Origin of the sequence: Peristeroidobacter soli (assembly GCF_004138485.1) — a bacterium.
In the GTDB taxonomy this organism is placed as follows: domain Bacteria; phylum Pseudomonadota; class Gammaproteobacteria; order Steroidobacterales; family Steroidobacteraceae; genus Steroidobacter; species Steroidobacter soli.
This window is the reverse complement of the sequence record NZ_RYEV01000005.1, coordinates 1,195,326-1,219,663: the sequence shown is the minus strand read 5'-3', so window position 1 is coordinate 1,219,663 and position 24,338 is coordinate 1,195,326. Positions and strand designations below refer to the sequence as shown.

Annotated in this window: 2 protein-coding genes (1 of these 2 only partly in view); both read right to left on the bottom strand. The window is 63.8% G+C overall.

All coding sequences use genetic code 11. The features are described 5' to 3' along the window. Positions 1-5,011 carry the 5' portion of a non-ribosomal peptide synthetase gene (locus EKO19_RS26430; RefSeq protein ID WP_129780156.1) on the bottom strand. 4,100 nt of this gene lie to the left of the window's left edge, so 5,011 of the gene's 9,111 nt are visible here — the first part of the coding sequence; its start codon is at positions 5,009-5,011; its stop codon lies off the left edge, out of view. Then, positions 5,008-24,327: a non-ribosomal peptide synthetase gene (locus EKO19_RS26425; RefSeq protein WP_129780154.1), complete on the bottom strand. Its 19,320-nt coding sequence runs from the start codon at positions 24,325-24,327 to the stop codon at positions 5,008-5,010. The genes EKO19_RS26430 and EKO19_RS26425 overlap by 4 nt, the downstream gene beginning before the upstream one ends. Positions 24,328-24,338: the final 11 nt, after the last annotated feature.

Below are 24,338 nucleotides of genomic sequence, written 5' to 3'. Positions count from 1 at the left end.
CGACGATCGCACGCTGCGTGAGCAAATGCCCGATACCGCTGTCCTCCACCATCGACTGCAATCGGTCCTTGGGATAGTCGGCATCCAGCGGCACGTACGCACCGCCCGCCTTGAGCACGGCGAGCAGCCCGATGATCATCTCGAAGGAGCGCTCCAGCGCGATGCCGACCCGAGTCTCGGCGGTCACGCCCAGGGCGAGCAGCCGATGCGCCAGTCGATTCGCTCGGGCGTTGAGCTGCCCATAGCTCAGCTGGCCGTCACTCGCGATCAGTGCCACCGCATCGGCGTGCGATCTTGCCCGCTGCTCGATCAGCGAATGCACCGGTGCGTGATCCGCAGAGGCTGATGCGCTCACTCCCCACTGGATGAGCTGCTCCGCATCGCCATCGTCCACCAAGCGCACATCCGCGACGCGCAGATGAGCGGCATCGACGATTGCGTGCAGCATCTTCACGTAGTGCCGAGCGAGCTGCGCAATGCTCTCTTCTCGGAACAGCTCTCGCGCATACCGGAACGACGCGTAGATCGTTCCATCCGCGCTCTCCACGGTTTCCAACGTCAGCTCGAACGGCGCGTGCTGCTCACCAAGACCGTAGCTGCTCACGACCATCCCCGGCAGCTTCGCCAGGTTGCGAAAGTCGCGGCGCTGATGATTCATCGTCACGGAGAACAACGGTTGATGACTCGCGACGCGCTCGGGTTGCAGCACCTCGACGAGTTGATCGAACGGCAGATCCTGATTGTCCTGTGCCGCCTCCGTCGCGACTCGTGCCTGCTCGAGCAGCGCCGTGAGGCTCATCTCCGCATCGACCTCGCCCCGCAGGACCTGCATGTTGACGAAGAACCCGACGATCCCTTCGGTCTGCGGACGATTCCGGTTGGCGTTGGGCATGCCGATCCGGATATCGCGCTGGTCCGTGTACCGATGCAGTAACGCCTGCAATCCGGCGAGCAGCACTGTAAACACCGTGGTACGGCGCTCATTGGCTCGTTGGCGGACGCCGTGCGCGAGCGAGGGCGCAAGCTCGAAATCATGAAGCGCGGCGTGATAGACAGGTTCCATCGGCCGCGAGCGATCGACGGGTAACTGCAGCAGCGGCTGGTCATCTCCCAACTGCGCCTTCCAATACGCCAGTTGCCGCTCTCGCTCGCCGGCCTCCAGCCAGTTCCGCTGCCACACCGCGTAGTCCAGGTACTGAATCGGCAGCAACGGTAGCGTCGCTGACTCGCCCCGTGTGCTTGCCTGGTAATGCTTCACGAACTCATCGATCAGAATCTGCATCGACCAGCCGTCGGAGACGATGTGATGCATGACCACCACCAACACGTGCTCCGCAAACGACACGCGGATGAGGCCCACGCGCAGCAGAGGTCCTCGCTCCAGGTCGAAGGGAGTCTGATGGAATCGCATGACCTCGGTGCGGACCCGCTCATCGCGCTGTCCCGCGTCGTACTCGGTCAGGTCGACATTCTCGAGGTGCGCGCCGACAGTGTTCAGAACGATTTGCTCGGTCTGACCATCGGCGCGCGGACGAAACACCGTACGCAGCGATTCGTGCCGGGACACCAACGCATCGAAGCTCGTCCTCAACGCGTCCGCGTTCAACGCGCCGTCGAGCTTCAGCGCGCTGCTGATGTGATATGCGGTGCTTTGACGGTTCAGCTGCCAAAGAAACCACTGGCGCGCCTGGGCATACGACAGAGGCTGGGGAACAGTCCGCTTCGAGTGATCGAGCGTCGGGATGGCAACGGTCGGCTCGAGCGCTTGAGTCGCGAGGCTCGCGGCCAGCTCGTGCAACTGTTGATGCTTGAACACGGCCCGAGGAGCCAGCGCAATCCCACGTTTGCGAGCCTGCGCCGCCAGCTTCAGGCTCAGGATCGAGTCCCCGCCCAAGGCGAAGAAGTTGTCCTCACGACCGACCCGCTCGACGCCAAGCACGTCTGCCCACAGCGCCGCCAGCACACGCTCGACTTCACTTCGCGGCGCTTTGTATGTCTGATCGTTGGCGGCCTCCGGCACCGGCAGCGCTCGTCGGTCGATCTTGCCGTTGGCGTTCTTCGGCAATTCGTCCAGGATCACGATGCCGGACGGAATCATGTAGTCCGGCAATGTTTCCTGCAGGCGTTCGCATAGCGTCGAACCCTCGATCCGATGACCGGCGTGGATCGTGACGTATCCGTACAGCTTGCCATCGCGGGCGATCGCGGTCGCCTCCTCGACCTCCGGTTGGGTCAGCAGCAGTTGGGCGATTTCATCGAGCTCGACCCGATAGCCACGGATCTTCACCTGGTCATCGACACGGCCCAGGAATTCGACACTGCCGTCCGGCAGCTGGCGCACTCGATCGCCACTGCGATACAAACGACCGCCGAGCTCGAAGGGACTCGCGACGAAGCGCTCGGCACTCTGCGCTGCGCGGCCCTGATATCCTCGGGCAACGGCATCGCCCCCCAAATACAACTCGCCGACTGTCCCTCGCGGCACCGGCTGCAACTTACCGTCGAGCACATAGGCAGCGCTGTTCGACAGCGGCTTGCCCACCGGTAGAACCGTTGCCTCGCGCCTCGCATCGCCGGCCTCTTGCGTGAGGATGCCCACCGTCGTTTCGGTCGGCCCGTAGTGATTGAGCACTCGCGTCGTCGGGGAGAGCTGGTGGATACGATCCAGCAAGGGCCAGTGAGTCGCTGCTCCACCCAAAATCAGCGTGTGTCGTGGCAGGGAATCTTCCGGCCGAGAGGCGTTGAGCAACGCCTGCAGATGAGCGGGCACGATTTTCAAGACGTCGACCGAGTGCCGCTGCATGTACTCCGCGAAGCGATCCGCATCGAAAGCACGCTCGGCGCTGATCAGATGCAACAGCTTGCCGTCGCTAAGCGCGCCGAACAGCACGGTGTGCCCGAGGTCAGCCGCGACAGTCGAGACCATCGCCATGCTGATCACGCTCTCCGGCAGATTCAGTCGCGTGAGCACGCCACTCACATAGTTGGCCAGCGCTCCGCGACTGACGACGACACCTTTGGGACGGCCCGTGGAGCCCGAGGTGTAGATGATATAGGCGCCCTGCGTGGTGTGAGGCGTTCTCACCGGTCTCGCAACAGGGAATGTCACACCCTCGTTCGGCACCAGTGGCCAGACCGGCACGCCAGGCTCCCACGCCAATGCCTCGGCGCTCAGCAGCAGAGCGATGCGGCTGTCTCGCGCCTGATACGCCAGGCGCTCCGCGGGTATCGCTGGATCGAGCGGCACATATGTGCCGCCTGCCTTGAGCACGGCAAGCAGCCCCACCACGAGCTCGATCGAACGCGTGCCGTGCACGCCGACGCACACTTCGGGTCCGACGCCGAAGGCGCCGAGACGCGCCGCCAGCGTATTCGCCCAGGCATCCACTTCGCCGCGCGTGATCGATCGCTCCTCTTGCCGAAGCGCCAGCGCGTGAGGTGCCGTCAAGACACTCCGCTCCCATCGCGCGACCACATCATCGTTCTCATTCAACGATAGACGCTCGCCGACTGCGACAGAGAGATCTTCCGTCGGCAGGAGTGCGATCATCGACGCATCCGGCGCCGTCACCACGCGTTGCGCCAACGCCATGAAGACACCGGCAAGTCGAGCGACGGTGGCTTCGTCGAAGATGTCGGTCGGATAGGTGAAATCGCAGCGGATCCCGTCCTTGCCGGCCGTGAAGTCCAGACTGAGATCGAAATGCGCGTGCACCGCTTCCACCGGCGTCGTGGTCACGCGCAAACCGCCGAAATCACGCAGGTCGACCCTGTCCTGTTCGGTGCACTTGACCTGAAACAGAGGATTGATACCGCTGTGTCGTTCCTTCACCAAGCTCGAGACCAGCAGATCGAACGGACAGTCGGCGTTCGACTGCGCCTCGAGCATGGCCTCTCGCGCAGCGGTGAGCAGCGAACGAAAGTCGGTGTGCAGCTCGACGCGCGTCCGCACGACCAACACATTGGTGAGATAGCCGACGAGACGATGCGTCTCGGCGCGACTCCTGTTGGCGACTGGGACACCGATACAAATGTCGTCCACGCCGCAGTGACGCGCGACCACAGCCTTCAGCAAGGCCAGCATGACCATGAACACGCTGCCGCCGCAGCCTTCAGCGAGCTCACGCACCCCCGCCGCCACCTCTGCGGTCAGCCAGAAGCGATATTGTGCCCCGCTGTCGTGACGAACCACCGGTCTCGCACGATCCAACGGCAGCGGCAATGCCGAATGCTCCGTTCCGAGCCGCCGCTGCCAGTAATTCAATTGCCGATCGAGCTCGCCGGCGGCAATCCATTCACGCTGCCACAACGCATAGTCGGCGAACCGAATCCTCAGCGGCGGCAAAGCAGGCTCGACACCGGCGAGGCGGGCTTCGTACAGGGCCGCCAGATCCTCGATCAGCACCGCGATCGACCAGCCATCCGCCGCGATGTGATGCACGACGATGCCGAGCCAATGGCTGCGCTCGTTCAATCGCAGCAGCAACGCCCGCCACACGGGACCGTTTTCCAGATCGAAAGGCTCGCTGGCATGCTGTTGCAAACGCAGCCGCGCCGGCGCTTCGCGTTCCCCGGCAGGCAGTGTCGTCAGATCATCGAATCGCAAGGCGCCCGATGAAGGTGCCAGGATCTCTTGTTCGGGCTCGCCGTCGGCCGCGGGCCTGAATACAGTGCGGAGCACCTCGTGCCGTCGGGCCAGATCATCCATCGCTGTTTCAAGCGCGCGCGCATCGAGCGAGCCTTCGAGCACCAGCGTGCCAGCCATGTTGTAAGCAGGGCTGTTCGGCGCCATGCGCCACGTCAGCCACAATCCGCGCTGTGCGTAGGAGACGGGCCTGCGTGCCGGGTCCGAGAACGGCACGATGGGAAGGGTCGACGTCTCGACGCCCTGTTGTATCAATCGTCGTAGCAGTACCGTACGCTTCTCGCGATCCAGTAGTGCGATCCGAGTCGCGAGCCGATGCGCCTCGGACTCGGTGTCGATCTCGATCTGGGATAGCACGACAGTCACTCCACTTCCGTGAGCAGCGCGTCGATGGCCGCCAGTTGTCGAGCGCGCTGCTGACCGAATTTGCCGCGAAAACCTTCCGTTGCAGCCAGGGCGGCGAGCGTCGGTTTCTCGAAAACGACGCGAATCGGCAACTCGACGCCGTGGCGTTGCCGGACCAGGGCAACCATCTGCATGGCCGTCAGCGAATGACCGCCGAGCTCCAGGAAATTGTCGTTTCGTCCCACGCGCTCCACGCCCAGCACGCTCGACCAGATCGCGGCGAGCGCTCGTTCCGCCTCGCTCTGCGGCGCTTCGTAGTGGCCCGTCGCGTGATAGGCGGGTTCCGGCAACGCTTTACGATCGAGCTTGCCATTGGCGTTCAAGGGCAATTTATCGAGCACGACGATGTGTGCCGGCACCATGTAGTCCGGCATTGCCTCCAGCAGTCGTTCACGCAAGCGGCCGCCGAGCTGCTGCAGACATAGCGCACGTGCCGGATCGCTCGCGAGAGCACGCCAGCCTTCGGGCAATTCGACAGACCGCGGCGTCGATGCAGGCTGAGCCCTGGCCCTGCCCGGATCGATGAATCGCGCATCGAACGAGCCGTCCGTGACATTGGGAGTCCAGGAGATCTCCACGTGATATCCGTGCGCCTCCCCCAGCGTCCAGAGCATTTCCGGATCGATGCCGGCGGGTGCTTCCTTCTCCAGTTGAGCCAACAGCTCGCCCACCGTCATCTGCTCATCGCCCGCCTGCAAGCGACGCCACGCCGCCAGATCTCGCGCCAGCCGGAGATTGGGGATCCCTCGCATGGCGATCGCCGAAGATTGTTTCAGGGCGAGCTGCGCGGCCACGCGCTCCAGCACATCGGGTGCCGATCCGTCGAACGTTTCGTGCGTCACTGGCTCGACCCGCGCCCCATTCATCACCACGTCGTAGCGATAGCGCGTCAGCTCGTTGTCGAATCGACCTCGCTTCAACAGGATCTCGACGCCGCCCATGCCGAGGTGCGCGGCGAGTACGTGAAAGAACGCCGGGTTCAGCACGAGCTCTTTGTCCTGCGCGACCGCGCGTGCGATGCGACTCCTGAGCCGCCCTACCGTCGTCTGAGCGGACGCCCGCGAGAGCTGGACCGATGCATGAAACATCGGTACGTGGTCCAGGTGTCTCAGGTCTCCGATGAACAAGCGACCTTGCGGCCCCACCACGCGAGCCGCCCCTTCGAGCACGCCCAAGAAATAATCGGCGTCCGGCAAGTACTGCGCGACCGAGTTCAGCACCAGCGTGTCGAACGCTCCTTCGCGAATGCCGTTGAAGTCCGACGCCTGAGCATGCTGGATCGACACATGCGACAACGCCGACTGCGTGCGGATCCAGGCGCTCAGATCTCTCACGGCGCACGCCGACAAATCCCTGCCCAGATAGTTGGCAACGCGCGGCGCCAGGTGTTGCACCAGCAGTCCCACGCCGCAGCCGATCTCCAGGATGCGCTCGGGCCGCAGCGACTGAATGCGCGCCACCGTGTTCTCCAACCACTCCTGCATCTGTGCTTCAGGAATCGGCAGATCCGTATAGCTGCTGTTCCAACCGCGGAAACTTGGCGCCGTCCCCTCGCCCTCATAGGTGCCGTCGAACACCGACTCCCATTGCGCGACCAGCTCGCCACGCGAAGCCACATCCGCATCGCCACCGGCGGTATCGAGCGCGCTCATCTCGGGAGCGACATAGGCGATCAGTCGCTTGCCGTCCTTCTCCCCCTGCGCCATCACGACCGCCTCGCGCACTTCGGGTTGCGCGAGCAGCTGAGACTCGATTTCTCCCAGCTCGATCCGGTAGCCGCGGATCTTTACCTGGTGATCGATGCGTCCCAGATACTCCAATTCGCCACGGGCATTCCAACGCACCCAATCACCGGTGCGATACAGCCTGCCCCCCGACTCGCCGAAGGGATCCGCCACGAAGCGCTCGGCTGTCAGTCCCGCGCGATCCAGATATCCGCGGGCGAGGCCTGCGCCACCGAGATACAACTCACCTGTCACGCCGATCGGCACAGGCATGCCCCGAGCATCCAACACATAGGCACACGTCCCCGGGATCGGCGTGCCGATGGCGATCGACTCCTCGCCACGCCGAACGAGTTGAATCACACAACCGACGGTGGACTCGGTGGGACCGTACTCGTTGTAAACCTGCATCGCCGGGTTCAGGCCATGCAACACACGCACCTGCTCGGCCGACAGCGCCTCGCCGCCCACAATGGCCAGACGAATGCGCGCCTTCGGCAGACCCAGCTGCCCCAGCAAGGAGATGTGCGAAGGCGTGAGCTTGATTGCGTCGATCGAGCTGTCCGGCGCGAAGCTGGCTTTCAAGATGTCGGCAACCGGCAGCTCCTCGGCGAAGACTCGCAGCGTCCGCCCACGCAGCAGCGGGACGAACAGGCTGGTGACGGTCAGGTCGAACGAGAGCGAGGAATACAGTCCGAAGCTGCCCCCGTCGGGCGCGTCCTCGAAGTAGTACGCCTGCGCCCAGCACAGATAGTTCGACAGGCTGGCATGCGAGATCTGACTGCCCTTTGGCCTGCCCGTCGATCCCGAGGTGTAGATTACGTACGCGAGATTCTCCGGATGCAACGTCACGTCGGGATCAACCGCCGACTCATGGGGGGTATCGATCTCATCGATCGCGAGGACGCGGACCGCGTCGGACGTTGGCAATCCGCTCACCAGTCGCCGCTGAGTCAACAGCAGGCGCATGCCGCTGTCGTCGACCATATAGCGCAGTCGCTCCAGCGGATAGCCGAGATCCAGCGGCACATAGGCGCCGCCCGCTTTCAGAATCGCGAGGATGGTGACGACCAGCTCGGTCGAACGCTCCATCGCGATACCGACGCGGACCTCGGGGCCCACCCCTAGTGCCATCAATCGATGCGCCAGCCGGTTCGCTCGGACGTTCAACTCCGCGTAACTCACTCGTTCGTCGTCGAAGGTCAGCGCCGTCGCCTCCGGCGATTGAGCCGCCCGGCGGGCGATCGAGTCATGAATTCGCTCGGTCCGTGCAAGACGGCTGGGACTGACGCTCCACCGCGATAGTTGCGTCCGCTCGGCCTCGGTCATCATCTCCAGCTCGCACGCAAGCCGTTGCGATTGTCCGGCCAGCGCCCCGATCAACTCAGCGAGACTGTGGTGCAGATACTCACAAACGCGGGTCGCGCTCAACGAAGGCACGACCTGCGCCTGCAGCTCGAACCGCTCACCGCTGTCGTCCACCGACATCGTGATCGGATAGTTCGTACGCTCTTCGTTGCTGAGAACCTCCATGCCCTCCCAGACATGCACCGCGGATGGATCGGAAGCGGCCGCGCCATGTCGATAGTTGAACAGCGCCGAGAACAGCGGCGTGCCCTTGGGCAGGCCACTGCAGCGTTGCGCCAGCGGCAAGCTGGCATGCTCGTGCTGCATCAGGTCCGTCAGTACCTCGTGAGTCTGTCGCAGGCATCGCGCCACGCTGTTCGTGCCAAGCTCGATGCGGATCGGCAGCGTGTTGATGAACAAGCCGAGCGCGCGCTCGGCACCTTCGCCGCCATGCATGCGCCCGAACAGCACCGTCCCGAACACGACATCGCTCTGACCGGTGGTCTTGCCCAGCACCAGCGCCCAGGCCAGATGGAACAGCGCCGCCGCGCTCACGCCATGGCGCTGAGCCTGTTCGCGCACTTGTTTCGACAGCTCCGCCGGCAGTCGCAAGCGCGCTTCCGCCACGTCATCGCCGCTGCCCCTCACATCCAGCAGCCCGAATGGCGCGGTCGGTTCGTTCACCTCGCCGAGCATCTTTCGGAAGAACGCTTCGTGTCCCGCGACACTATCGCTGCGGCGAGCTCGAGCCACGAAGTGCCGGAATGAAATGGGCTCGGGCAGCTCCGCCTCCCGTCCCTGCTGGATCAGGATGATTTCCTCGATGAAGCGTCGCACCGTGGTGTTGTCGTCGATCAGGTGGTGACTGAGCAGCCTGAGCAACCAGCGTCCCTGCGTCGCCTCGCGCAGTGCCACCGCATGAAACATCGGCGCGCGCCGTACGTCGATCTTGAAACGACGGGGATGCGCATGAGCGTCCAGCAATTGGACCGCTGCTTCGGTATCGCTGGCCTCGGGGACATCGAGCCACTTCACCCGCAGTGGGGCACTTCGATATATCACTTGAACCGCTTCGGTGAGCCCCTCCCACACCACGGCGGTACGCAGAATGTCGTGCCGCTCGATCACTCGATTGAAGCTGTCGACAAAGCTCTCGAGCTGCCGCCGGCTCTGAAACGCAAAGGTGTTCTGCATGACATAGGCATCGCCTTCGGTCTGCAGCAGGTAATGGAAGAGCATGCCTTCCTGCAGCGGCGCCAGCGGATAGATGTCTTGAATGTTCGCCGGACCTCCCGGCACGGTGGCCTCGATGGCGCGAATCTGCTCCGCCGTCAGTTCGACCAGCGTGAGCATGCCCGGCTCGATCGCGGTACATCCCGTTGGAATGAGGTTCGGCGGCACGAGCATGTCGGGTGCGTCGGCCTCCAAAGCAATGGTGCGTGCGAACGCCGCCAGCTCCGGCTGCTGGAACAGTGAGCGCACCTGTGCCTGCCAGCCGCGAGCTCGCAAACGGTCGACCACGCGCAACGCGAGCAGTGAATGCCCGCCCAGCTCGAAGAAGTTCGCGTTGCGGCCTGCCCGCGAAACGCCGAGCACGTCCGACCAGATCGACGCAAGCGCTGCTTCGATGTCTCCTTGCGGAGCCTGGTACTCCGTGGTGCTGACCGAGCCCGGCTCCGGCAACGCCTTGAGATCCAGTTTGCCGTTCGCATTCAGCGGCAAACGCTCGATCTCGACGATCGCGCTCGGCAGCATGTGATCCGGCAGCACGAGTGACAGCCGCTCTCGAATCCGCACGGTATCGAGCGCAGTGCCTTCGCGACCCACGACATAGGCCACGAGGCGAACACCATTTGCACTTCGATTCGCGGTCACGACAGCCGCACTCACGCCGGGCTGCTCGCGCAGCTGCGCTTCGATCTCCCCGAGCTCGATGCGGAAGCCGCGGATCTTGATCTGATGGTCCAGCCGCCCGAGGTATTCCAGCTCGCCCCGCGCGGTCCATCGCACCAGATCGCCGGTTCGATACAACCGCGCTCCATATTCGGAGAACGGATCTGGTATGAAGCGCTCCGCCGAGAGACCCGCGCGATTCAGATAGCCACGCGACAGGCCGTCGCCCATCACATACAGCTCGCCGGGCACACCGGTCGGCACCGCATTGAGATGCGCATCCAGCACACGGACGCCCAGATCGGGAATGCGTTCGCCGATCGGACTGCATGCCTGCTCCAGGTCACGCTTCATGATCGGCCGATAAGTCACATGCACGGTGGTCTCCGTGATGCCGTACATATTGATGAGCCGCGGCGTGAGATCTCCGAAATGATCGAGCCACGGCCGCAGGCTGCGCGGTTCCAGGGCCTCGCCGCCAAAGATCACCACGCGCAGCGCCAGATCGGTGCCGTCGTAGAGCGCAGGGACCTGCATCAGCTGCTGGAATGCCGACGGCGTCTGATTCAGCACAGTGACCTGCCGCTGACGCAGCAGCGCGAGAAAATCTTCTGGAGAGCGACTCACCTCATACGGCACGATCACCAGGCGACCGCCGTGGCACAACGCGCCGAAGATCTCCCACACCGAGAAATCGAAGGCGTAGGAATGGAACAACGTCCAGACGTCGCGCTCGTTGAAATGAAACCACTCGTGGGTCGCCGCCAGCAGCCGGCTGACGTTCCGGTGCGATAGCTGCGCTCCCTTCGGCCTGCCGGTGGAGCCCGAGGTGTAGATCACATATGCCAGATGATCTGGATGCCACGGCAGGTTCGGATCGTGAGCCGGCTCGTCGCGCAGATCGATTGTCTCCATCCGCAACGACTGCACACCGTCCACGATCGGCAAGCGATGTTCGACCGCCCCCTGGGTCAGCAACAATCCGATGCCGCTATCTCGCATCATGTAGCTGAGCCGATCGGCCGGATAGCGTGGATCGAGCGGCACGTAGGCAGCGCCGGCCTTGAGAATGGCGAGCATCGCGACGATGAGATCGATCGAACGTTCCATCGCGATGCCGACCCGCGCCTCCGCACCGACGCCCGATGCGATCAGGCGATGCGCCAGTCGATTGGCCCGATGGTTCAACTCCGCGTAGCCGATCTGTTCATCGTTCAACAGCAGCGCTATCGCGTCGGGACGCTCGCGCGCCTGACGCTCCACGCGGCGTTGTAGCGACTCGGGGCAATCGAGGCGCGCGCCGCCGGCACTCCACTTTCGAAGCAGCCGATCTTCCTGCACAGGGATCGCGCCTAGCTCACAGATTCGCCGTTGCGACTGTATCGTCAGTGCTTCGGCAATGGAACGAAGCGCTACTTGCATGAGCTCGCACACGCGTTGCGCGCCCACACTGCCCGAAACCTGGGCCGACAGCTCGAATCCCTCGCCCAGGTCATCGACGCAGAACGTGACGGGATAGTTCGTGCGCTCCTGAGTCTCGAGCAGCTCCGTGCCTTCGCCATAACGACGGTTGCGGCCCGCTCCGCCTTGCCAACCGTATCGATAATTGAGCAATGCCGAGAACAGCGGCGAATCAGCCACCGCACTACACCGCTGCACCAGTGCCAGACTCGCATGCTCGTGCGTCAGCAAGTCCGTCAGAACCGCATGTACCTCGCGCACGCACTGCTCCACCGGACGCGTCCCGAGCTTGATTCGAACCGGCAGCGTGTTGATGAACATGCCGAGCGCGCGTTCGGCGCCCTCTCCGCCTTGCATCCGTCCGAACAGCACGGTACCAAAGACAACATCGTCCCTGCCGGTGGCCCTCGCCAGCACCAACGCCCACGCGAGGTGGAACAACACCGCGGCGCTCACGCCGTTGCGCTGTGCATGCTGCCTCAACTGGCGCGAGAGCTCTGCCTCCAGCGGCAGCCGCGCTTCTGCGATGTCGATACCGTCGCCCTGCACATCCAGCAGACCGAAGGGCGCGGTCGGCTCTTCCACATCCGACAACATGTGGGTGAAGAATTTCTCGTGCTCGGCTTGACTGACACCCAATCTCGCCTGCGCCACGAAGCGGCGGAACGGGATGGGTTCCGGCAACCGCTCGACCTGGCCTTGCTGGATCAGCGCGATCTCGTTCACGATCAGTTCGAGCGTCGTGTGATCCAGCACTAGATGATGGCAAGCCAGCTGCAGCAGCCAGCGCCGCCGCGCCGGCTCGTGCGCCGCGAATGCCGCAATCATCGGTGCGCGTCGTGCATCGACGCGATATCGATGTGGATCGATGCGCGCACGGAGCCGATCGCTGATCCCTTCGCTCGCTGCTGTGTCCTCGTCTTTCAACCACTCCAGCTGCACGGTTGCCTGTCGATACACGACTTGCACCGGCTCCCTCAAGCCTTCCCACAAGACGGCAGAGCGCAGAATGTCATGGCGTGCGATGACTCGATTCAGGCCGTCGATGAAACCGAGCAGACGATCCGAGCTGTCGAAGGCAAGCAGGCACGGCAGCGTGTAGGCATCACCCGCCGCCTGCAGCACATGATGAAACAGAATGCCTTCCTGCAGCGGTGCCAGCGGATAGATGTCTTGAATGTTGCTCGCGCCGCCCGGCACCGCACTCTCGATGAGATCGATCTCGCGCGCATCGAGCTCGATCAGCGCAAGCATGTCCGGTTCGATCCTCGTACAGCCCGACGGAATCCCGTTGGGTGGCACGACGATCTCAGCTTGCTGCCGCTCGGCCAGCGCCTCGGCGAACGCGGACAACTTCGGGTACACAAAGAGCGAACGCACCTGCGCGTGCCACCCCCTGACCCTCAGTCTCTCCACCAACACCAGCGCCAGCAACGAATGGCCACCGAGCTGGAAGAAGTTGTCGTGTCGACCGACCCGAGGCACGCCGAGCACGTCCGCCCAGAGGGCGGCGAGCTCGACTTCCATCCTTCCTTGCGGCGCTTCGTAAAGCGCATCGCTCACGAACTGCGGATCAGGCAGCGCCTTTCGATCGACCTTGCCGTTCCGGTTGCGAGGCATGCTGTCGAGGAACGCAATCGTTGCCGGCACCATGTAGTCCGGCAGCGTTCGTTCCAGCCGCCGGCGCAACTCAGCACTATCGATACTCTGCCCGGAGCGCGTCACGACATAGGCAACGAGTACGCTACCGGCGATTGTTTCCTTGGCCAGCACCAGCGCCTCGCCGATCTCGGGCTGGGCCAACAGCTGCGACTCTACCTCGCCGGGCTCGACGCGGAATCCCCGCACCTTGACCTGATGATCCGTCCGTCCCAGGTATTCGAGCTGACCCTCGCCATTCCAGCGCACGCGATCGCCGGTGCGGTACAAGCGGCCGCTACCCGCGTCGAATGGATTTGCGATGAAACGTTCCGCCGTCAGATCGGAGCGCTCTACATAACCCAGCCCGACGCCGATACCGGCGATATGCAGCTCGCCCGGCGCACCAAGTGGCACGGGCTCGAGGCGGCTGTCCAGCACGAACAGCGTGAAGTTATCGACCGGGCGGCCGATCGGCAGGATGCTTCGATGACTCGACGGCGCCGACATTGCGGTTTCGACGTGCAACGTCACATCGTCGGCGCATTCGGCCGGGCCATACGCATTGACCAACGTCGACTGCGAATAGCGCGCGCGCCAGTCGCGCGCCAACTCGGGTGGAATCCGCTCACCCGTGGCCATCATCACTCGCAGCGACGGCAGCGGCACGGGAGCCAGAGCGAGCATGCGCTGCATGAGACTCGGCACGGATTCCAGAATGGTGATGCCATGATTGCGCACGCGCTCCAGCAACGCCGCCGGCTCGCGCGCCACATCGTTGGGAACGATGTCGACACAAGCGCCACAAATCAGGCCACCCAGCAACTGCCACACCGAGATATCGAAGCTCGGCGAGGCGGTCTGAGCGATGACATCGCGCGGGCCGAGCGGGAAGGACTGGATCTTGCTCAGCTGATTGTTCAGCATGCCCGCGCTGGTCACGACGACGCCTTTCGGCTCGCCCGTGGAACCGGACGTGAAGATTACATACGCCGGCTGATCCGGATGCATGGGCGTCGCCCTGAAATCCAGTGACGCGGTGATCGCCTGCGACGCCGAGACGACGCGGGGCCCAGCACCGGGCAGAAGCGTCGTCACTGCTTGCAGCTCGGGCAGCCAGGCGTCGTCGGTGACGACCACCTTCGCACCGCTCGACGCAAAAATCCTGGCGAGTCGCTGTGGCGGCGTTTCGATATCGACGGCCAGATAGGCAGCACCGGCCTTGAAGCAAGCGAGCACCATGTCGAGCCATCCGAGGTTGCGCTCGGAAAACACGATGACCACATCGCCAGCTCGCACGCCCGCCGATCGCAGCAACCCCGCAAGTTGTGTGCTCGATGTATCCAGCGCCTGATACCGCACCGACCGATCGTCACAGCGCGCCGCCACTCGCTGCGGATGCAGAGCGACCTGTTGCCGGAACAGACTGATGTAGTCCACCTCGGCCGGCTGATGGCGCAAGGGGCCTCGCCCGAAGTCGATGAGCGCATCGCGTTCGGCTCGTGGCAGAGCCTCGATGTCACGCAGGGCGGCGAGCGGCATGGCGATGAACTGCTCGACTACGTGCCTGAAGCTTGCGAGCAAACGATCGATGGTCGCGGCGTCGAAGCAGCGCTCGTCATAGGTGATCTGCAGGATCAGCTCCGGACGCGGCAGGATGACCACGGTCAGCGGATAGTTCGTGTGCGTCCGCGAGCTCTGTTTGGTGGCCGAGGACTGCTGCGCTCGTTCGAGCAGCGAGAACTCGACCGGTGCGTTCTCGAAGACGAACAGACTTTCGAACAGCGCATTGTCGTGCGCGCGGCCGTTGAGTGTCTGCACTTCGACCAGCGGCAGGTGTTCGAACTCCCGCGATCTCAAGTTCTGTGAGAACAGCGCGCGCAGCCAGTCGGCGACGCCGATGCCCCGCTCCGGACCTGGCATCGGGACGCGCAACGGAACCGTGTTGATGAACAGTCCCAACGTTCGCTGCAGCTGTGGCATGTCGACGGGACGTCCGGCGACCGTGACACCAAAGAGCACATCGTCCAGATCGGCATGACGTGCCAGCACCAGCGCCCAGGCGCCCTGAGTCAAGGTGTTCGGTGTGATCTGGTGGCGTTGCGCGACGGCGTACAGTTGCTTGGTCTGCGCCGCACTCAGGGCCGTCGTCACATCGATCATGCGCGAGCCAGCGACGCCCGCCGCGAAATGACGGCGCATCGGCAACGGGGTGACTTCCTCGAATCCGTCGAGCACGTCATGCCAGTACTCGCGTGCGGCCGACTCGTCCTGCCTCTGCAGCCAGGCGATGAAGTCCCGGTACGGCGCCGGCCGCTCGGCGCTCAACGGTTTACCCAGCGTCCTGGCGTCGTACTCCGCCAACACATCGCCCATCAGCAGGCCCAGGCACCAGGCATCCATCAGCATGTGATGGAAGCTCACGATCAGGTGAAACTCGCTCTGGGCCACCTGCGCCAGCCGTACGCGCAGCAATGGCGCTCGATCCAGTTCGAAGCCGTTGGCAAGCTCGTCCTCGAGCATCGCATCCACCTGCGCGAGCGCGTCGGATCGGCCGAGGTGACGCAGATCCAAATGGTCCTTCGGCAGGGTCACCTCACGATGGATGATCTGGAAAGGCGTTTCAGTCCCTTGCCAGACGAAGCTGGCGCGCAACGCGGCGTGCCTGCGCAGGACAGCGTCCCAACTGTCCCAGAACGCTTGCACATCCAGCGCGCTGCGAATCGTGCTTCGGTCCTGCATCAGATATATGCCGGACGCGGGATCCAGCAGCGTGTGCAACAGCATCCCTTGTTGCATCGGGGTCAGTGGCAGGACGTCCTCGATCGAATCGACGGACACCGGCAACGTCGCGCGCTGTGCTTCACTCAAATGAAACAAAGGCTCGGTCGGCGCAATCGTAGTGTCTTTGAACGCCTCGCCCACGTATTCGGCGACCTGCGCCAGCTCGCTGACCGTTTGCAGCTCGAACAATTGCCTCGGGCTGACCTTCCAACCCATCCGATGCAGCTGCGCCACCACTTGCAGGCCGACGATGGAGTCCCCGCCGGTCTCGAAAAAATTGTCGTGGCGACCGACGCGCTCCACACGCAACACCGCTTTCCAAACAGCGGCAAACGCCTCCTCGACTGCACCTCGTGGCGGCTCATACTCCGCGGCGCTGGTGAACTTCGGCTCGGGCAACGCTGAGCGATCGAGCTTGCCGTTAGGCGTCAACGGCAACTGCTCCAGCACCATGATTGCCGCCGGCACCATGTAGTCCGGCAGCACTTGTGACAAGTGCTCCCGTAGCGTGGTGCTCTCGATCGCTTCACCGACGACATAGGCTACGAGTCGCGCACCGCTCTCGCCGTGCCGGGACACAACCGCCGCCTCGCGCACCCCCGCTTGCGCCAGCAGCTGAGTCTCGATTTCTCCGGGTTCGATACGAAAGCCACGAACCTTGATCTGATGATCGATGCGTCCCAGGTGCTGCAGCTCGCCGTCCCACCCCCAACGCACTCGATCACCGGTGCGATACAGAAGCTCGCCGTTGCTCGACGTGGGATCGGCGACGAAGCGCTCCGCCGTGAGCGCGGGGCGGTTCAAATAGCCGCGCGCCAGCCCCTCTCCGCCGATATATAACTCACCCGGCATGCCCGGCATCGCCAGCTGCAGATCGTCCGTGAGCACACGCAGCCGCGTGGCCGCCACTGGATATCCCAGCGCCGGACGCGCATCCCGCACCTCGCCCGTGCTCGACCAGATCGTGGTCTCCGTCGGGCCATACATATTCCACAGGGCGACACCCCGCTCGCAAAGTTGACTGGCGAGCTCCGGCTGCAATGCCTCGCCCCCGCAAAGTCCCTTGATCGCAGCACCCCGCCAGCCCGCCGCCAGCAACATGCGCCAACCTGCCGGCGTCGACTGCAACGCCGTGGCTCCACTCACTTCCAGCAGCCGCGCCAGTGCAAGACCATCGCGAGCGTCGGCTTCGCTTGCAACGACCACGCGTGCACCGACACACAACGGCACATACAACTCAAGCGCCGCAATGTCGAAAGACAACGACGTCACCGCCACCAGCACATCCTGCGCCGACAGTCCCGGTGATAGTCGCATGCTCTGCACGAAGTTGCTCAGCGCGCCATGACGCACCAGAACGCCCTTGGGTCGCCCCGTCGAACCGGAGGTGTAGATCGCGTAAGCCGGATGCTCCGACTGCAGCGGCACCTCGAGATTTGTGTCCGGTTCCTCGTGCCAATCAGGCTCGTCCACGAGCACGCACGTAACGGCCATTCGATCATGCAACCGCTCTCGCACTGTGCGAGTCGTCAGCAGTATCTCGATGCCGCTGTCACGCCTCATGTAATCCAGCCGCTCTGCCGGATACGAAGGATCCAATGGCACATACGCCCCGCCCGCCTTCAACACAGCGAGCAATCCCACGACCATCTCAGGCCGGCGTTCGATGGCGATACCGACGCGGGTTTCCGCCCGCACACCGAGTGCGATCAATCGATGCGCCAGCTGATTCGCGTGGCGATTGAGCTCGGCATAGCTGAGCGGAACATCCCCTTGCGCCAGCGCGATCGCCTCGCCACTGCGCCGAGCCTGCTGCTCGATCAGCGCATGCACCGGCGGCAGAGCGTCGAAGCGTCGTTCGTTGATTCCCCAATGACTCAGCAGCGCGCGCTCCCTCGTTCCCAGGAGCGCAACGCTGCCGATCGCAACGTCGCTTCGCTCTGACATGCGCTTCAGCAGCTCGACCCAGTGCGCGCACATGCGCTCGACCGTGGCACGATCGAACAGATCCGTGCTGTAGGTCAGGCAGCAATCGAGTGCCTCGCTGATATCGCCCACGTCCAGCATCCAGTCGAGCTTGGCCGCGCGCACGTCGTTCGGCAGAAACTCCACCACCAGCTCGCCCATCCGCGTGCGACGCTGAAACTCCCAGCGATGGACGTTGAGCATCACCTGGAACAGCGGATGAAAGCCGAGACTGCGCGGCGGGCGGATCGCGTCCACCAGGCGGTCGAACGGCAGATCCTGATGCGACTGCGCGCCGATCGCCGTTTGCTTGACCTGACTCAGCAGCTGCGCGAAGGTCTTGGCGCCATCGAGATGGCAGCGCAGAACTTGCGTGTTGAGGAAGGCGCCGATGAGTCCTTCGGCTTCGGGTCGCACTCGATTCGCCACCGGCACGCCCACGCGCAGGTCGCTTTGCGCCGAATAGCGATACAACAATGCGAACATGCCGGCGAGCAGCGTCATGAACAGCGTCATGCCGCGCTCCGTACTGAACGCGCGCAGGCGTTGAGCGAGCTCGGGCTCGATTTGAAAGCGAAAAACATCGCCGCGGGCGCTCAACACTTTGGGCCGCGGACGATCGGTCGGCAGGGCCAGCACTTCATGGTCGCCGGCGAGCTGGCGCTTCCAGTACTCGAGCTGACGATCCCGCTCGCCGCTTTCCAGCCAGCGTTGCTGCCAATGCATGTAGTCCGCGTATTGAAAGGTCAGCGGTGCAAGCGCCGGCACCTGCCCATCGCACAACGCGCCATACAGCGTGACAAACTCGCGCGTGAAGATGTCGATCGCCCAGCCTTCGGCGACGATGTGATGCGTGGTCACGAGCATGACGTGCTCACGCTCATCGAGTCTCAGTAACACCACGCGAAGCAATGGCCCGCTCCGCAAGCAGAATGGACGATGCGCTTCGGCTTGTGACAACCGTTGCAGCTCCGCCTGCCGGTCGACCGCAGCCAGCGCGCGAAGATCCTGTCGCTCGATCGAAATATCGAGCTCGGGTGCAATCACCTGCGTGGGCACATCGTTCATGATCGTGAACGTGGTCCGCAGGGTCTCGTGACGTCGAACCAATGCCCGCAGCGCGGCGTCGATTGCGGCATCGTTGAGCAAGCCCGTCAGCTTGACCGCACCTGCGAGGTTGTACGCGACACTGTGCGGATCGATCTGCCAGAGCAGCCACATGCGCTGCTGCGCATACGACAGCGGTATCGGCTGGCTGCGATCGACGGACTCGATCGGCCCGAAGGCGTTCTTCTGGCCGCCCTCGACACTCTTACGCACCTCGGCCGAGAACTCAGCCAGATTGGGCGTCTCGAACAGCGTCCGCAGCGGTACATCGATATCGAACGCCGCACGCACTCGTGCTATCGCTTGGGTCGCGAGCAGCGAGTGACCGCCGAGCTCGAAGAAGCTGTCGTGAATGCCGATGTCCTCCACCGCCAACACTTGCGACCAGATCGCGGCCACGCGCCGTTCGATTTCGCTGCGGGGGGCAGTGAATGTCCTGCGACCCGACGCAGGTTGATATGCCGCGAGCGCCGCTCGATCAAGCTTGCCATTGCTCAGCAGAGGCAATGCATCGAGCCACGCGTAATGCATGGGAAGCATGTAGTCCGGCAAGCGCTGCGCGAGATGGCGGTGAAGCCGCTCCCTGCACTCGAGCTCATCGGCGACGTCGGCCACTCCGGCACGGATCACGTAGGCGACCAGCTCGTTCTCGCCGATCCGATCCCGCCCGACGGATACGACAGCCTCGCGTACCTCCGGGTGCTCGCGCAGCCGGGCCTCGATCTCGCCCAGCTCGATGCGAAATCCACGTACCTTCACCTGATGATCGATGCGACCGACATATTCCAGCGCGCCATCCGAGCGATAACGCACCAGATCGCCACTGCGATACAGACGCTCGCCAGGCGCGAAGGGATTCGGCACAAAGCGTTGCGCCGTCAAACCCGGCCGACCGGCGTAACCTCGCGCCAACTGCACGCCGCCGATGTAAAGCTCGCCCACCGCGCCCACCGGCACGGGCGCCAGCTCAGGGTCCAGCACATAGAGCTGCGTGTTGGCGAGCGCACGCCCCATCGGCACGACGCGATCCTGCGAGTCGGCGCGACATTCCCAGAAACTCACATCGATGGCCGCTTCGGTCGGGCCATACAAGTTGTACAGTGACGCGGCCGATTGCCTGAAGAACGCCGACTGCGCCACCGTCGACAGGGCTTGCCCACCGACGAACACCCGGCGCAGTGAATCGCAACGGGTCAGCTCGCCGGTTTCGAGGAACGCGCTCAGCATGGGTGGCACGAAGTGCAGCGTCGTGACGCCCTGATCCCTGACGATCTCCGAGAGCCGCCACGGATCCCGATGCGCACCCGGCGGAGCGATGACCAGCGTCGCGCCTGTCATCAGCGGCCAGAAAATCTCCCAGACCGAGACATCGAAGCCGATCGGCGTCTTGTGCAGGACGCGATCCTCAGTCCGTAGCGCATACACCTCCTGGCGCCAGAGCAGTTGGTTCAAGAGCGCGCCATGAGTATTGGCGGCGCACTTCGGCTGCCCCGTCGAACCCGAGGTGTATAAACAATAAGCGAGATTGCCGCCATGGACATCGACACAAATATCGTCCACGCGAGCCTCCGCCGGCGACGTCCATTGCGGGTCGAGCAACCAGGCGACCGCTCCGGCGCTGGCCGGCAGAACATTCATGACATTCCGTTCGGCCAGCACAACGCGAGGCCGCGCGTCGTCGAGGATGTATTCGAGGCGCGATTGCGGATAGGTTGGATCGAGCGGCAGATACGCACCGCCCGCTTTGAGGATGGCAAGCAGCCCGATCACCAGCGCCATCGAGCGTTCACTGCAGATACCCACGACCACGTCGGGTCCGACACCGTGCTCACGCAGTCTCACCGCAAGCACGTTCGCGCAATCGTTCAACTGCCGATACGTGCAGCGCTCGTCGTTGAACACCACGGCGAGCGCATCCGGAGTGTGAGCGACCTGACGCGCGATGTATTGTTGAAGAAAGCCTTGCGCTGGATAACGCCGTGTCGTGGCATTGAACTCATGCAACAGCTTGGCGTATTCCAGGTCACTGAGCAGCGGCACCTCATCGATGCGGACCACGGCCGACGCCACCGCCGCCCGCAAGGCATTCAGCCAATGCCCGGCCAGGCGATCGATGGTTGCATCGTCGTACAGAGCGGTCCGATAGGTGATCGCGGCCATGAGCCGATCGCCCTCTTCCTCCGTGTTCAGCGACAGCTCGAACCTCGCGGTGTGCCCCACCCGTTCGAACGCCTCGACCTGCAAGGGTGCCAGCTCATCGAACGCCGTCCGCTCGCGCCGCTGATGGTTGTGCATGACTTGAAACAGCGGATGGCGCGCCGATGTTCGATCCGGAGCGAGCGCTTCCACCAGTTGTTCGAACGGCAGATCCTGATGCGCGTGCGCCTCGACGACGGTGCGCTTGATCCGCTGTAACAACTCGGCGACGCTCGGATTGCCCTCGAGACTGGTACGCAACACCACCGTGTTGACGAAGGGGCCAACGAGCGACCCGCTCTCCAGCGTGCGGCGGTTGGCCATCGGTGCTCCGACCCGGATGTCGCGGTGACCGCTGTTTCGAGCCAACACGATCTTCCATGCCGCGAGCAGCACCATGAACACCGTCATGTCGTGACGCTTCGCGAGCTCGCGCAGCCCTCGCGTCAGCGAAGCATCCATGGGAACAGTCCGTCGCCGGCCATGATCGTCGGAGGGTGTCGTATGGGCCCGATCCGCATGGGGCGCGACGTCCGGAGCATCCCGACCCAGTTGCTGGATCCAGTAAGCAAGCTGCCGAGCACGCTCCCCCCCATCCAGCCGAGTCTCTTGCCACGCCGCATGATCGAGATACTGCAACGACTGTGGCAGTGGAATGGGCTGTCTCCGCCGAAGCGCGCCATACAGTCGAACGAATTCATCCACGAGCAGCGCCACCGAGATGCCATCGGCCGCGATGTGATGAATCGTGAGGAGCAGCAACTGCTCGTCATCGGCGAGGACCGTCAACGTAGCGCGAAGCACCGGCCCGGCCTGCAGATCGAACGGCTCCTGCAATTCGCTGAGCGACAACTGCTCCGCCCGCATGGCGCGTGCAGCCGAAGGCCAATCGCGCAGATCCTCGGTACGAAGCACAACCGGCGCCGGGTCATCGATCAGCAGCTTGACCTCGCCATTGTCATCGCCAAAGCGCGTCCGCAGAATTTCGTGACGCCGGACCAGCTCATCGAGGGTGCGCTGAACGATCGTCGCATCGACCGGACCGCGCAATCGCAGACCGCCGCCGACGTTGTAGGCCGCGCCTTTCGGATCCAGTTGCCAGGCGAACCACATCCGTCGTTGTGCTGGGGACGGCGGCAGCGATCGATCACGATGCAGGCGCGCGATACTGAATGCTTCGCTTCGTGGCGCCTTCTCGATCTGCGTCGCGAATCCGGCGAGCGTCGGGGTGTCGAGCAACGAACCTGGCGCCACGTTCGCACCCAGCTCATGCGCCACGCGCGCCGCGACCTGCGCAGCACTGATGGACGTTCCACCCAGCGCGAAGAAGTTTGCATCGGCAGTGAGCACCCGATCGACTTTGAGCACGCCCCGCCAGATCTCGCCGAGCTTGTCCTGCATGTCGGTCAATGACGGCTCGACTTCGTTACCCGCCGCGCCGGCGAACTGACCGCGTTCGATGACCGCATAGCTGTCGAGCGAGCCCTCGCGCCATCCTCCTCGACAGGCAGACCGCTGCAGCTTGCCGCTGGAGGTTCTTGGCAGGCCGCCGGGATTCAGCAGCACCGCCACCGCCAACGACTCGCGACAGACTGCACCGACCACCGCACTCAGCTCATCGAACAAACGCTGCGGCGGAATCAGCTTCTGCAAGCTTCGCGACACCTCCACTGCCACGCCGACGCCTTCTCCCGCGTCTGTCTCGATCGCGAACGCCGCGACACGTCCTTTGCGCACGGCCTCGATCTGCGTCTCTATTGCCTGCTCGATGTCCTGCGGATAAACGTTGTATCCACGCAGAATGATGAGGTCCTTCTGACGCCCCGTGATGAAGAGCTGGCGTCGATGGATGAAACCCAGGTCGCCGGTGCGCAACCAGCGCTCGCCGTCCCGCGCCACGAATGTTTCTTCGGTCTCGGCGTCGCGCTGCCAGTAGCCCCGCGACACGCTCGGGCCAGTGACCCAGATTTCGCCGACGCGGGCGTCAGGCTGTTTCGCGCCCGTTGTTGGATCGACGATGCGCACGTTGTGCTGGTCGTGCGAGGTACCGCAGGCCACCAGCGTCGTGCCCTGCTCACTCGGCGTGGCACGGCCCTTCGCCAATAGCTCGCTGGAATACGTGCGCGCGTTCATGCCACCGCCCCGCTGCACGCCGGTGACCAGCAGCGTCGCTTCGGCCAGGCCGTAGCAGGGATAGAGCGCCTGCGGGTCGAACCCCGCCACTTTGAAACGTTCGGCGAAGGCATGCAGCGTGTCGTAGCGCACCGGTTCCGCGCCCGAGAATGCGACGCGCCAGCTCGACAGATCCAGCAACTTCAGCTGAGCCTCCGGAACGCGCTCGACACACAGTCGATAGGCGAAGTCGGGCCCGCCGCTGATGGTGCCGGCGTGTCGCGAGATCAGCTCCAGCCAGCGCACCGGCCGCTCCAGAAAATAAGCGGGCGACATCAAGACGAGCGGAATACCGCTGAACAGCGGCTGGAACAGGCCACCGACCAGGCCCATGTCGTGAAACAGCGGCAACCATGAAACGAACACGTCGGTCGAGCTCACGCCGAGCGACCGACGAATCGCGCGTTCGTTGGCGAGCAGATTGCCGTGATCCACGACTACGCCCTTGGGCGAAGCGGTCGAGCCGGAGGTGTACTGCAGGAAGACAACGTCCTCATCCCGCAGCTCACGCGCAAGCCATCGATCGGCATCGCCAGAGGACAGCACATCCACGAGCAGCAGCTGCGTTCCGCGCAGCAACTCGCTCGCACTCTGGATCGTTGTCAGCAGGTGGCTGCTGGTCAGCACGCAGCGGGCTTGCGCATCTTTCGCGATCGACTGTAATCGCGCGACATGCTGCTCTCGCCGAGTCTCGGGTGGAAACGCCGGGACCGCGACCAGCCCTGCATACAGGCAACCCAGAAATCCGACGACGTAGTGCTCGTCGTTATCGAGCAGCAGTACGGCACGATCGCCCGGGGCGAAGCGCGCCTGTAGCTGTGCGGCCAACGCCCGTGCACGCCGATCGAGCTCTGCATACTGGAGCACGATCTCTCCATCCGAGCTCGCCACGATGAGTGCCGTGTCCGTCGGCCGCGTAGCCGCGAGCGATCGCAAGTGAGCGACCAAATCGTTCGTCAGCCCCTCGCTGGGCGGGCGCAATGCGTTCATCGTCAATGAAT

What these genes read in the sequence shown, in the direction of transcription:
- EKO19_RS26425 (WP_129780154.1), bottom strand. Translation starts at nt 24,327, where the DNA reads ATGAACGCATTGCGCCCGCCCAGCGAGGGGCTGACGAACGATTTGGTC.